The following is a 12844-nucleotide window of genomic DNA, read 5'->3' as shown; positions in this document are numbered from 1 at the left end:
GGAGGAAAACCTCCGTTATTCCCGTACGATGAGCGCATGCTCGTTGACGCCGACTCAGACGGTTACGCCGCCGCCACCCGGCCCCGCAACTCCTCCATCAAGCAGCGGCCCGCGCGGGTCGCGGTCGTCTCCCGTCCGGAGGACATCGCGCCCACGCTCGATGAGGTGGCCGCGCTCGCGCGGTCGTCGGGCACGCCACTGGAGATCGTGCCGCAGGCGACCGGCCACGGAGCCGGCGCGCCGGTGGGCAAGGGGGTGGTCCTCCTCGACACCTCGAGGCTCACCGACGTGTCGATCGACCCCGAGTCGCGCGTCGCCGTGGTCGGGGCCGGCGCGACCTGGTCTGCGGTGAACGCCGCTGCCGAACAGCACGGTTTGCTCGCATTAGCCGGCTCAGCCCCGAGTGTGTCCGTGTCCGGTTACACCTTCGGCGGCGGCATCGGCTGGCTTGTCCGGCGGGATGGACTTGCCAGTGGAGCGCTTCGTGCCGTCCACTATGTCGACGGCGGCGGTCGCTCCCGTACCGCTGCCGACGATGCCGGCGACGAGGTCGATCGAGCGGCGATGTGGGCCTTCCGCGGAGCGGGGGGAGTCGGGATCGCTCACACGCTGGAGTTCGACCTCGTCCCAGCGGCGGACCTGCACGCCGGAGCACTGCTGTGGCATGCCGACGCGCTACCGAAACTCCTCGCAGCATGGTCGAGCACCATCGCAACAGTCGGTAGCGGCGTTTCCTCCAGCATCGCGGTGCTTCACGTGCCGCCTCTGCCCCCGTTCCCGCAGGAGCTGCACGGGAGGAGCGCAGTTCACCTCGCGATCGCCGATCCTGACGGGCCCGTCGCGGCGACTCCGCTGCTCGACGCGATGCGGGCGGCAGCGGAGCCGGTCTCCGACAGCTGGGGCCCCACCGACGCGGCGGGACTTGCTCGAATCCACCTCGATCCACCTACGGCAACCCCGGCCATCGGTGACGCGCGGTGGCTCGACGCATCGACCCCTGTCATCGCCGAAGCGCTCCTGTCGACAGCCGCGGCAGACGACGCCCCGATCGTGATGATGGAGATCCGCCACGTGGCGGGCGCGCCGGTCAGGCGCACCGGGGCCGTTGTGGCCCCGCTGGGCGACTTCATCTACCACGCGGTCGCGCCGCTCAACCTGTTCTCCCGCGAACGGATCGAAGCAGGGTTCGCTAGGGCGCGATCCATCTGGTCGATCGCCGACGCCGGCTCGACGCCGGGCTCGTGGGTCGAGGGCGCGGCCGGCGTGCCGGACGCGCTACCGGCCGATGTCCGGAAGCGGGCCGCGGCGATCGCCGACGCTGTGGACCCGGACGCCCGAATCCGCCGCTCGCGCCTGCTCGGATGATCCCGCGGCGCTCGTTGACCCAGCGAGGGGGCCGGGGCGCGATCAGGCTCCGCCGCCGGCCAGGCTCTGGCGCGGCTTCGCTGGCCGAGCGCTGATCCGAGATCCCTTTTTCTTGATCGACGTGTTGGGGATCGGGGCGGACCGTCAGTACCAGGACATCGTCATACCCGCGTCCGCGTGAACGGCCGCGCTGTATGTCTCCTTGAGGTCGGCGAAGTACAGCGTGAAGTACTCCTCGTCGTCGCCGTTGACGTTCTCGCTCGTCCGTAGGGCCGTCATGAACTGCTCGGCAGTGACGGGCGAAAGGCGCTCCCAGAAGGCTCTGACCTGTTCGGGGGCGAGTCGGCCCACGAATCCTTCCTCCGACCCCTCGGCGTCGACGCCGTCCGGACCCCCTACCCCGTGAACGATCTCGTCGCCGTCGAGCCCCAGTGCCTCCAGCCCCACGCGAAGGTAGTGCGCGCTATTGTCGAGGTCGTAGCTGCCAAGCTTCTTTCCGTCCCTGACGACGTCGATGTAGATGCAGACCCCCACGGCTGCCCCCTCGTCTGGCCTTCGGCGACGAACATATATGTGCGTAGATCTTACGATCACCAGTTCGAGGCTCTTCGCCTGAGCTTCGAGTTCGGCGAACCGGGCGTTGGAGAGGGCGGCTTGAAGCCGTTCGTTCAGGGTCCGGGTTTCGTCGGTGAGGCCCCGGACCGCGCCGCAGGACCATGGATGATCTGTTCCAGGCAGTCGCGGAACAGATCATCGACGCTGTGGCCGGCCTGGAAGTACTCTGTCACGCCGGCCATCACGGTGGGGTACGCCGTGGCGTACGCGGCCATGTCGAAGCCGTCCAGGGCGTCCGCGTCGGGGCGGCCGGCCTGTTCCTCCAGGACGTAGCCGACGGTGAAGCGCAACACCGTCAACACGATCAGACGAGCCTGCCGCAGGGGGATGCCCCGCCCGACCAGTGTGCTCATTGCCAGTTCGGAGATGGCGGCCATCTTGAGGGACAGCTGGGAGGCCGCGATGATCCGGGCTCCGTCCGGGTGGGCCAGCAGCGCGCGGCGCAGCCGCTCGGCCAGGCCGATCAGCCAGTCCGGCCAGGGCTCCTGCGGCGCGGGCGGCGCCGGCTCGGGGAACTGCTGCTCAAGGATCGCCTCGGCAATCGCGGTGACCAGCGCCGCCTTGTTCGGGATGTGCCAGTAAAGGGTCGGCGACTGTACGCCGAGCCGGGCGGCCAGTTTGCGCGTGGTCACGCCGTCGAGACCCTCTGCGTCCAGTAGCGCGACGGCCTCGGTGACGATCCGCTGCTTGTCCAAAGCCAATTCCGGCACCTCCCTTCCGGAGTCTATCAGTGATAGAGTTCTCTATCAGTGATAGAGACTCACCTGCCAGAGGAGGCAACGATGAGACACCAGCACTCGCTCCGCGACCTGCTGCACCGGGCGACCCATCGCATTCCGGGGATTCCCGCGCACACCGAGCGGCCGGCCGGGCACCAGGGCCAAGCCCGCCACGGCCATGGGAGGCGGCACTCGCTCACCCACCACCGTTCGCACCACCACGGGTTCAACCACTCGTCGGCCCGTCCGCCTCGTGTCCTGGCGGCGTGGCAGACGCGGATCGCTCGCTTGTTCGGGCAGGAGCTGGGATGAAGGCAGCGGTGCTCCACGAGGTCGGCGGCATCCCGCGCTATGAGGACTTCCCCGATCCGGTCGCCGGCGACGGTGAGGTGATCATCGATGTCAAGGCGGTCGCCGTCGAGAACGTCGACAAGGCGATCGCGGCCGGTACGCACTACGCCAGCGAGAAGTACATCGGCCGGCTTCCGTTGATCCCCGCCTTCGACGGCATCGGCGCCCTCCCGGACGGCACGCTCGTCGGGTTCGGCAACATCCGCCTGCCCTACGGCGCGCTCGCTGAGAAGGCCGTGGTGCCCCAGGGCTCCTACCTGCCGATCCCCGACGGCATCGACCCGGCCGTGGTCGCGGTGATGGCCTCCGCCGTCACCGCGATGGCGATGAAGACGGCCGCGGGGTTCGTTACCGGGGAGACGGTGCTGGTGCAGGGCGCCACCGGGGTCGCCGGGCGGCTCGCGGTCAAGGTGGCCCGGCTGCTGGGCGCCGGCCGGATCGTGGCCACCGGCCGCGACGACGACCAGTTGCGCAAGGTACAGGCCATCGGGGCCGACACGGTGATCAACACCGCGGTCTCCGACGAGGCGCTGGCACAGGCGTACCTCGACGCCAGGGGAGACGGCTACGACGTCGTCATGGACTACCTGTGGGGCAGGCCCACCGAGATCCTGCTGCGCGCCCTGGTGCCGCGGTCGTTCGCGTTCGGCAAGCCGACCCGGGTGGTCCAGATCGGCGAGTCGGTCGGCAGCGAGGTCGCCATCGCCGGGTCGAGCCTGCGCACCTCCGGCGTGGAGATCTACGGCGCGGCCAAGGGCCTCGACCCGCAGACCATGGACCAGGCGTACCAGCAGGTCGTGACGTGGACGCGGTCCGGCGAGCTCACCTTCGACGTGGAGAAGGTCCCGCTGAGCGACATCGCGGCCGCTTGGCAGCGAACCGACCTCAAAGGCAGGCGACTCGTCGTGATGCCATGACCGGCCCGCGCCCACGACACACCGGCGATGATCACCGGTCGGCGTTCCGTCGCCGTCCCCGGGGTCGAGCTGCGCATGCGGGCCGCAGGGTCTCTGACCTGCGACGATGCGAGTCCCGCCGCAGCCTGTCCGGAAACGTACACGTTCTCGGACGACGGGCTCACCTGCGCGAATGCCGTCCGAAGTCCTACCAGGCCCGCCGCTCCCGAACGTGTCCCCAGCCGCCCGGTAGCGCCGATCCCCGCCTTCAGTCATGATCAGGTATGGCGATGACGCAAGAACTGCTCGCTTGTGTACGGGGTCGGACGCCGGGCCGCGTCGGCCGCACCGCTGGAGTCCGGGCGCTACCGGTTCTGCTCGCCGTCCTCGCCGTCCTCGTGATGGCCGGCGGTGGCCAGGCCGCAGCCCGTACGGCCGTGGCCGGGGCGCCCGCCGAGGCGCGCGGTTCGTCCTCCGGCCCTCCCGTGGTGCTGCCGAGGATCGACTGCGCGGCCCTCGCCGGGCAGGACCTGTCGGGGACGCCCGGCGCTCCGGCGGTCATCGGGTCCGCGACCGCGACGACCTCGCCGGTCGGCTGGGCGGCCTGCGAAGTCAAGGGAACCGCGGCGCCGCAGATCCAGTTCGATGTCCTCCTCCCCACCGAGACGTGGCGGCAGCGGTATCTGCAGACCGGGTGCGGGGCGTTCTGCGGGAGCGTCGACATCTACGCCGACGCGACGGACGGGTGCGTGCCGCTGACCCGCGGCGACTTCGTCATAGCCACCGGCAACGGGGGGCACGTCGGCGTCTCCGGCTTCGACGGCACGTTCGGTGCCGATCCGCAGCTCCGGGTCGACTTCGGCTACCGGTCCGACCACGTCGTCGCGCTCGTCGCCAAGCGGCTCATCGCGCTCTACTACGGGCAAGGCCCGCGCTACTCCTACTTCGACGGCTGCTCGCAGGGCGGCCACGAGGGGATGACCGAGGCGCAGCGCTACCCGCGTGACTTCGACGGCATCATCGCCGGCGCCCCGGCGTCGTTGCTCACCTCGCTCATCGTGTGGTCCGCGGGCTGGCACGCCACGGCCAACACCGACGCGCGGGGCCGGCCCATCATGACCGCTGCCAAGCTTCCCGCGCTGCACGCCGCCGTCATGCGCGAGTGCGACGCACGGGACGGCCTGGCCGACGGCCAGATCGACGACCCGCGTGCCTGCGCGTTCGATCCGCGGAGCCAGCGCTGCGCGACAGGAACCGACAGCGCGGACTGCCTCACCGACGCGCAGATCGATGCCGTACGCAAGCTGTACGACGGGCCACGCGACGAGCGGGGCCGACGGATGTACCCGGGGGGCGAGCCCGTGGGCTCGGAAGCGAACTGGGCCCGCTGGGTCACCCCGACCGCCACCGGCGCCCCGGCCGTGGCCGAGGGCAACGCGACGAACGCACTGAAGTACCTCGCCTACCCGTCCGCCCGGCCGTCGGCGACACTGCACGACCTGCACTACGACTCGGCGACGTTCCGCGATATCTACCGGCAGGCCGGCGTCTACGACGCGAGCGACCCCGACCTGACAGCCTTCCGCGCCGCGGGCGGCAAGCTCCTGCTCTGGCACGGCTGGGCAGACCAGGCGATCTCGCCGTACGGGACGATCGCCTACTACCACGCCCTCACCGAGCGCATGGGCGGGACGGACGCCACGCAGCGGTTCGCCCGCCTGTACATGCTGCCGGGCGTCGCCCACTGCGGTGACGGTCAGGGGCCGGACGCGATCGACGCGCTCACCCCCACCCTCGACTGGGTCGAGAACGGCGTCGCACCCGACCGGCTCGTCGCCACGAAGCGCCAGGACGACACCGTCGTACGAACCCGGCCGGTCTACCCCTATCCAACCGTCGCACGCTACGACGGGAGCGGCAGCATTGACGACGCGGCGAACTTCGCACCGACACCGCCGCCCACGCGCTACGAGGACGACATCCCCTGGCTCGGGTCATTCCGCTCCGGCTACGAGCAGACCTGCGGCTGGCACGACGGCCGCTGGTCCTGCACCCTGGCGCAACGGCCGAGCTAGCTGGGCGGCTTGGCGTCCTACTCCACAACCGCGGCCAGGGCCACTTGGTCGCGTCACCGCCCCGTTCGCGCTCCACCGTGCCGCATTACAGCAAAGCAGCGCCCTCACGACCGAGGGCGCCGGACTGACCGCGCGCAAAGCGCACCGGGTATACGCCACCCGCATCCCAGCCGCCCAACAACAGATGCCGCGCCGCCCAACGCCAACGAGGCTGACCAGCAACTACCGCGCTGCCCGCGGCCCGTTACTGTCGTAATCGAGACGTGGTGGCCGGACCAGCTCGGCGCGCTCGGCCTGGTCCTCAACGCCATCGTGCTCTGGACGCCCCGCTAAATCGACGCCCAGTGAGGACGACGCGGAGAACTGACGGCATCAGGTGCCGACCAGGCGCGCCGATCAGCTTGTGGGCCGCCGCCCGTGGTCAGCCGCTTCGCAGCCGTGGCGGTCTGCCCCCAGCGGCCCCGAGGCCACCACGGCGTGGCTGTAGCCGTTGCCGGGAGGCATGCCTCGGGGCGTACGAGAGGGGGCGCATCGTCACGTCCTACTCATCCGGGTCCCAGGCGCTGAGCTGGTCGAAGACACGTCGGTCGCCGTCGAGCTTCAGCGAGTCGATCGGGATACGGTCGTGCAGAATGAGGACCAGCTCGTCGGCCGTGCCCCAGGCGGAGGCGTTGGCCGCGTCCGGGTCCTGGTCGGCAGCGGTGGCCGATATGGTGCCGGGCCCGGGGAGACGGGCGGTCCGTGCGCCGTCGGCGGAGAGCGAGAGGCGCCAGGAGCGGCCCTCGGAGGCGTGGAAGTCGACGACAGCGGGCTTGTGTGGCCAGGCACTCGTTGTTGCGACGCAGGTGGACAGGAACTCGTCGACACCGTCGAGTGCCACCTCGGCCGGCAGCGGCTGCGGGGCACCCACGGTGATCTGGGCGTCGTAGGTGTGCACCGCCATCTGCTGGAGCTGGTGCCGAGCTACGGCACCTGAGGTCTGCGGCGACTGCGACGTCTCCCACCACGTCCAGCAACCGCGATCCGGGCCGGCCTTCCGCAGTGCGTCCACCAGTTGCTCTGTGGACTCCGCCAACCAGGCCAGCAGCGCCTCGCGCTCCCGAGGCGCAACGGAAGCGCCATCCGCTGCCGACTTGGCCGGAGCAGGCCCTGCGGCGACGGTGGCGGCCCAGTCGCGGCGCCCCTCGCCGATGTGCTGCGCCAGATCGAACAGCGTCCACTCGGGACAGGTCGGCACCTGTACGTCAAGGCTGGGCGCGGAGGCGACCGCGGCGCGGAAGGCGGTCGACCGTTCGTCGATCAGTCGCAGCAGAACGGGGAACTCGAGCGTCGTTGTCACCCGGAATCTCTATCACTACCTTCCAATGATCGCATCCAGCTCGAACTCCTCACCGGCCCGCTCACCGGAATCTACGACCCCAACGGCATGGGCGCCATGTTCTTCGCCGTGCTCGCCGTCGCCGGGCAGATTGAGCGCAACTACATCCGCGAGAAGACCCTCGAAGGCCAGGTCATCGCCGCGTCCAAGGGCAACCACGGCGGACGGCCGAAGGTCATCGACGACGACATGGCCGACCACACGAGGTGGGCCCGTCGGCCGGCCCGGCCACCGAGTTCCTGCGGCTGGCCTGCCTGAACTACCACGGATCCATGAGCATCGAGACTGCAGCGCGGCTGCTGGCCGCCCATCCCCAGACAGCCGACGCGTCGGTGTGGACGATGGCAGCGGTCGGCGACGCGGCAGGGATAACACGCGGCCGACCCCGCATCGCCCCAGGCATACGGCGGCCCTTCGGCTGGGAACCGCTGCTGTATCTGACCTGTTCACGAGTGGCGCAGGCCGACGCCGTGGAGACGGCGCGGGTCCTGCTGGCGGCGGGTGCCGATCTGAACGCCGAGCAGTTGATCACGCACCGGTTTTCGCTCACCGAGATCGACCTGGCTGTCAACGCGACCCGGGACCGCCGCGAGCCGATCTGGATGACCGTGGCGCTGCCCGATCCCGTCGTACTGGGCGAGCGCGCGGCCGGTCGTCCCCTCTGTATGACCGGCAAATGGCCGGTCACCACCCTGTTGACGGTCCACTCACAGTCTCATCATCAACAGTACAAGCACCAGGTAGCCCGAGCGAGAGCATATCTGCCCCTCTCCGGCGCCACCGTCAAAAAGTCGAAATTGATATCCAGATCAGCGGAGAACCCGTTACAAAGAAAGGCGCCAAAAGATGTATCAAACGAAAAAGCTGGCACGCCGAGTGGTCACGTTCGCGATGACTCTCTTCTTAGCCGGGACGGCCATGGTCGGGGCAGCGTTGGCGGATGACACACCTGATCCCACTCCCACTCCGCCGGTCGTGAGTTGGACGGACGAAGCGGGCGACACCTACTTTGCCCAGGCGCTCACCGCGGACGAGATCAAGGAGAAGGGCCTGGACAAGTACGTGGACATGGACAACCTGACCATGACCACGCCGAGGCTGGAAGACGCCACGACGTCGGGGATGAAGCCTACGGAGCCTGAGGAGAGCATCGGCGGAACAGCCGCCGTGAAGGCCAATGGCTGCTGGCATTACTGGTTCGGCTACGGGACGTTCTCGTGGCCGCGCCTGTACGGAAAAACTGACGTGGACTGGTGCGGCGACGGACGATGGGTCAGGTACGCCAACTCCTTCTGCTACGGCTACGACGACTACACGACCTACAACTACGAGGGTTGCAGCAATTACCCGAACTATGGCGTCGGCTGGAACCTCTACCGAGTGAAGACCCAGTGGAGCCTGTGCTATGCGTATAACCCGGTCTGGGGCTCGTGCCTTGCGCGTTCGAAGCCGATTCGGAGTTACCAGTTCCTGGGCAGCGGCGCCGTCCAGTACCTGGGCGCTGGCTGACCGATCAGGAGCCTCCGCTCGCCCTTCGAGGACGAGCGGAGGCTCTGGCGCGAGTCCGGCGTGATTCACTCGATCGTCGCGTACTCCTTGTCGAACGCCTCGAAGTCCCCCGCACGCGCGAGCAGTACGTGCACCTCCACCACGTCCTCCCGGGTCGCGCCCCCGGTCCGCAGGACGTGCTCGCAGTTGATCAGCGCCTGGCGGGTCCGATCCTGGTTCGTCGGGCCGGCGAACCTGCCGGTCGTCGTGTCGAAGCCCCACATACCGGTCACATAGGGTATGCGTCCACGGCCGTGCTGCAGTCGTCGGGGGTGCCGCGATCCATGGCGCGAACAGCTCCGGCGGTCCCGGCTATGATGCGGCGTCGCCCTGCCCGACCAGACACTCATCCAGGTCGGCGAGCACCTGGCGCAGACGGCCCTGCACGCGGACTCCATCGGCCACCGGCCCTGGTACGTCTTCGACGACCTGGTCGGGCGCTCCGAGCGTCCGCGCGGGAAACGGCCGTACTGCATGGAGAACTTCAGCAAGATCGCGAAGGCGAGGCGCGTGGCACCGCGCTTGCCGACGACGAGGTCGCGCTCTTCACCCAGGATCGTCCAGTGCTCGACCAACTTGTCGATGTGCATCGGGGGTGCGTCATGTCCGCCCGCCATTGACCAGGCAAGTCACAACAAGATCAACAGGCTCGTGGCGCATTTCTTGCCGGCACGTCATGACCGATGCTCTAGACGGCAATCCCGCACTATGCGAATATGAGTTCGATTTACGAAGATCGTCAGCGGGAGCAGGTCCCGTAGTCATGCCGGGGTGCTCCCCTCCTCCTCCAGAACGGAGTGCCTGTGCGCCGATCAACCTCTGCCCGTGCTCCTCTGTCCCGCCGATTAGTCGCCTGGGCCGGGACCCTGCTCCTGACGGCGGCCCTGCTCGTCACTCAGGCGCCCACCGCCTCGGCCGCCGCGACCGTCACCGACCTCGGCGTCGCCGGGAAGGGCGGAGACGTGGTGGCGCGCGGCGGCAAGGTCTTCGTCGCCACCGGCGACCAGATCGTGGTCGCGTCCATCGACGGCAAGGTCATCAACACGATCCCCGGCCTGTCCGGTGCTGTCGCCCTGGCCTCGCCGGAGACCGGCAGGAAGGTGTACGCGGCGCTGCGCGATTCGCATGAAGTGATCGAGATCGACACCACCACGCTCGCCATCACCAAACGCATCGACCTCACCGCGTACCCGTGCCCATCGAGCCTGGCGCAGTCGTACGGCCGGCTGTGGATCGGATTTGGTTGCGGCGAAGCGGGCGGGGGAGGCGTTCTCGGTCTCATTCCGGCGGCGGCGATACCCACCCCCGTCCGGGTCGGGCCGGCCACGACCCAGGCTCCGCTCGTCGCCGTCGCCGGGAACACGCTGGTGGCCGGGGAGCCGGGAGTCAGCCCCGCCACAGTCAAGGTGTACGACATCAGCACCACGCCGGCCACTTCGCGCGGCGAGATCCGCGGAGACGCGAACGGGCTGCCGGCCCTGCGGGATCTCGCACTCGCCGAGTACGGGTCGACGGCGCTGTCGACGTTGGACGATACCCGCCAGTTCGACGCCTGGGACACGACAGCCATGACTCAGGGCCGCGCCTACGACAGCAGCGGATTCGGCGAGCACGGCCTCCCCACCGCTGTCGCGGCCAGCCCGAACGGCGCCTATGTGGTGGGCGGCTGGAACTCCTCCGCGGGCGACGCGGCGGAGCTCGTGGTGTACGACGCGACCACCGCGGAGGTCATCTACACAGCCGCCCAGCAGGGGAAGGCGGTGGTGGCGGGCAGCATCGAGTTCTACGGCACGCTCACCTTCGCGGTTTTGAAGGAGCCCGGCACCGGGCGGATGCACCTCTGGCGGCTGCCGCCCTCGCCCTACCACTCCTCCACGCTGACCTTGACGGCTCCCTCCAAGGTGACCGCGCTCAAGCAGTCGACCCTCAGCGGACGACTCACGCTGAGCAGCGGACTGCCACCCGGCGTACAGACGCTCGAACTGTACCGCTGGCTCCCCGACGGCACCTCCAGGCCGTTCCAGGAGATCACCACGGCGGCGGACGGGACCTACCAATTCACCGACGCCCCGCCGTCCACCGGGGCGTTCAAATATCAGGTGTACTGGCCGGGCAACTCATGGTTCCTGGGTAGTGGCTCCTCGGTGACCGTCACGGTGGCCTTGTACGAGCCGACGCTCACCGTGACCGGACCGGCGACGGGCAACGTCGGCGAGCGACTCGAATTCAGCGGCACCTTCGGCGCCGACGGCATCACCTTCCCGCGGGCGATCATCACCGTCTCGCGCAAGGTCGTCAGCCCGGATGGCACCGTCACCTCGGAGCACCTAGTGAAGTTGACCTCCGCCGCCGACGGGTCGTTCAGCTTCTCCGATACGCCGGCCACGGCCGGGGAACACACGTACTCCGTCCACTTGTTCGGCAACTCGACCATCGAGTCAGCGCGCACCACCCAGGTGGTCACCGTCCTCCAGCCGCCCGCGTAGCATCCCGACGCTCGGGTGACGGTGACCCGGCTCGCCGTCACCCATGCTTTCCCACGCCAAGGGACTACAGATCGCCAAGGCAGCCATGGGGGTCCGCCTGAACGCTGGCGGAACGACACCGTCCATCGACGAGATCACGGCCGCCGACGTGTCCCGGCACACAGCGCACATGTACTTTCCGAGCCTGGACCATCTGCTGATCGACGCGACCGTCGGCACGAGCAACGAGCCTCCAGTCGAGGAGGCGCTGGCCGATCCCGCACTCGCCGGCGACACCGCAGCCCGGGTGGAAGCCCTCACCCGAACCCTCCTCGCCTAATCACCACAGTCGCTCCTCCCTTCAGGCATGTCAGGCGTGCTGCCTCGGTACTACCGCCCTGAGCGGGCGGTGGGGGCGCCGATGAGTCGGTGTGGTGGGGGGTGGTCGATGAGAGCTTCGGGTTGCATGTCGAGGCGTGCGCGTACCTGGCGGGAGCGCGGCGGGCCGAGCGTTCAACACCGAGAAGACGTACGCGAGCCGGATCGCCTTGTACTTGTCGTACTGCTGGGGGAACGGCGTGGTCTGGTCGAGCCCGAGTCTGGCGCCAGTCGGCCGCGGTCGACCGGCTGCGCGTCGTTCCGGTCAAAACTCCGACGCGGCCCAGCCGCCCGCCGCTCGGCCATGCCATCTCGACGTCCAGGTACTCCCGCCTCCTCATCCGCCCCGTCCGAAGGACTGCGGCAGCTTGGTGAGATCCCCGAGCTGATCGACAGCGGCGGGGCGGACGAGGAGTGGGTGTGGAGCTCAGGTATCCAGGAATTCATCCCCGCGCCTGGCCTGGCTGGGCGATCCTGTCTTTGTCGAACTTCGGAGAGATGCCCGGGCGGGGGGAGATGCACCCGGCGTGAGATAGTCGTCGATGCGGAGAGCCTCAACCCGTCGGGCACAGGACGGCTTGGCCGGCTTTGATCATTTCGGGGATGATGGCGTCGTCGGTGGTGCTCCGCGTGACGGAGATCTCGAACTGCCGCCGGCCATCGGTCGAGTAGAGGATCAGTGTGGTGTAGCCGAGTCCCGAGCCGCCCTGCATGTTCAGATCTTCTTCGCACGTTTCCGCGCCCTGCCGCGCGCTGCCGCTGCCATCGCCGCCGGCTGAGCCACCGGCAGAGCCACCGGCGAGGACCTTCCGCAGCGACGGTGGCAGCAGCCTGCCCTGGTCGAAGGCCCGCTGGAAGATGCTGACGTCACGCGTGGTCGAGACGACATTGCCGGCACCGAAGCCCCAGCTGGCGTTGGCGTGGTGCATGTCGCGCAGGGTGCCGGTGGAGTCAGCGTAATAGCCGTGCCCGTGCGGGCCCTTGATGCCCTCCGGGGGCTTGGTGAGCGCGTAGGTCCGGGTCATGCCGAGCGGGCGGAACAGGCGCCGGTCGA

Annotated in this window: 14 protein-coding genes; 9 read left to right on the top strand and 5 right to left on the bottom strand. The window is 68.9% G+C overall.

From position 1 onward, the window contains the following. Positions 1-36: 36 nt before the first annotated feature. Entirely contained in the window at positions 37-1365 is a 1329-nt protein-coding gene (locus AB0C30_RS46405; protein WP_357956370.1) for an FAD-dependent oxidoreductase, read from the top strand. 144 nt (positions 1366-1509) lie between these two features. On the opposite strand, the gene AB0C30_RS46400 is transcribed toward AB0C30_RS46405, so the two are convergent. Both AB0C30_RS46400 and AB0C30_RS46395 read right to left on the bottom strand, forming a co-directional pair. Next, on the bottom strand, positions 1510-1899 hold the full coding sequence (locus tag AB0C30_RS46400) for a DUF1877 family protein (RefSeq protein ID WP_357956368.1): 390 nt from the start codon (positions 1897-1899) through the stop codon (positions 1510-1512). 134 nt (positions 1900-2033) lie between these two features. Next, positions 2034-2681: a TetR/AcrR family transcriptional regulator C-terminal domain-containing protein gene (locus AB0C30_RS46395; protein ID WP_357956366.1), complete on the bottom strand. Its 648-nt coding sequence runs from the start codon at positions 2679-2681 to the stop codon at positions 2034-2036. 81 nt (positions 2682-2762) lie between these two features. Between AB0C30_RS46395 and AB0C30_RS46390 the strand changes: the two genes are divergently transcribed. From AB0C30_RS46390 to AB0C30_RS46380, 3 genes are all read left to right on the top strand, one after another. Then, the gene (locus tag AB0C30_RS46390; protein ID WP_357956365.1) at positions 2763-3011 is read left to right on the top strand and encodes a hypothetical protein; all 249 of its coding nucleotides are present in this window, start codon (positions 2763-2765) and stop codon (positions 3009-3011) included. Next, complete coding sequence (locus AB0C30_RS46385) at positions 3008-3967, top strand: zinc-binding alcohol dehydrogenase family protein (protein ID WP_357956363.1); 960 nt, start codon at positions 3008-3010, stop codon at positions 3965-3967. Before AB0C30_RS46390 ends, AB0C30_RS46385 begins: the two co-directional genes overlap by 4 nt. 269 nt (positions 3968-4236) lie before the next feature. Next, positions 4237-6021 (top strand): tannase/feruloyl esterase family alpha/beta hydrolase, encoded by a 1785-nt coding sequence (locus AB0C30_RS46380; RefSeq protein WP_357956361.1) that lies wholly within the window; start codon positions 4237-4239, stop codon positions 6019-6021. A gap of 541 nt (positions 6022-6562) precedes the next feature. Here AB0C30_RS46380 and AB0C30_RS46375 read toward each other — a convergent pair. Then, complete coding sequence (locus AB0C30_RS46375) at positions 6563-7360, bottom strand: maleylpyruvate isomerase family mycothiol-dependent enzyme (RefSeq protein ID WP_357956359.1); 798 nt, start codon at positions 7358-7360, stop codon at positions 6563-6565. 87 nt (positions 7361-7447) lie between these two features. On the opposite strand from AB0C30_RS46375, the gene AB0C30_RS46370 reads away from it, so the two are divergent. From AB0C30_RS46370 to AB0C30_RS46360, 3 genes are read left to right on the top strand one after another with little or no spacing between them, the layout of a single operon-like run. Continuing rightward, the gene (locus AB0C30_RS46370) at positions 7448-7657 is read left to right on the top strand and encodes a hypothetical protein (protein ID WP_357956357.1); all 210 of its coding nucleotides are present in this window, start codon (positions 7448-7450) and stop codon (positions 7655-7657) included. A 14-nt stretch (positions 7658-7671) separates the two neighbouring features. Then, the gene (locus AB0C30_RS46365; protein ID WP_357956355.1) at positions 7672-8343 is read left to right on the top strand and encodes a hypothetical protein; all 672 of its coding nucleotides are present in this window, start codon (positions 7672-7674) and stop codon (positions 8341-8343) included. A gap of 31 nt (positions 8344-8374) precedes the next feature. Then, on the top strand, positions 8375-8908 hold the full coding sequence (locus AB0C30_RS46360; RefSeq protein WP_357956352.1) for a hypothetical protein: 534 nt from the start codon (positions 8375-8377) through the stop codon (positions 8906-8908). 65 nt (positions 8909-8973) lie between these two features. On the opposite strand, the gene AB0C30_RS46355 is transcribed toward AB0C30_RS46360, so the two are convergent. After that, a complete protein-coding gene (locus tag AB0C30_RS46355) occupies positions 8974-9537 on the bottom strand; it encodes a Rid family hydrolase (RefSeq protein ID WP_357956350.1) in 564 nt (187 codons plus the stop codon). Between the two features lie 213 nt (positions 9538-9750). Between AB0C30_RS46355 and AB0C30_RS46350 the strand changes: the two genes are divergently transcribed. Together AB0C30_RS46350 and AB0C30_RS46345 are read left to right on the top strand one after the other, a co-directional pair. Beyond that, a complete protein-coding gene (locus tag AB0C30_RS46350; protein ID WP_357956348.1) occupies positions 9751-11433 on the top strand; it encodes a hypothetical protein in 1683 nt (560 codons plus the stop codon). A gap of 43 nt (positions 11434-11476) precedes the next feature. Next, on the top strand, positions 11477-11752 hold the full coding sequence (locus tag AB0C30_RS46345) for a hypothetical protein (RefSeq protein ID WP_357956346.1): 276 nt from the start codon (positions 11477-11479) through the stop codon (positions 11750-11752). A 592-nt stretch (positions 11753-12344) separates the two neighbouring features. Here AB0C30_RS46345 and AB0C30_RS46340 read toward each other — a convergent pair. Next, positions 12345-12844: serine hydrolase (locus AB0C30_RS46340; RefSeq protein WP_357956344.1), on the bottom strand; the 500-nt coding region annotated here is incomplete at its 5' end.

Origin of the sequence: Nonomuraea sp. NPDC048901 (assembly GCF_040649695.1) — a bacterium.
Lineage (GTDB): Bacteria > Actinomycetota > Actinomycetes > Streptosporangiales > Streptosporangiaceae > Nonomuraea.
This window is presented reverse-complemented; position numbering and strand designations above follow the sequence as displayed.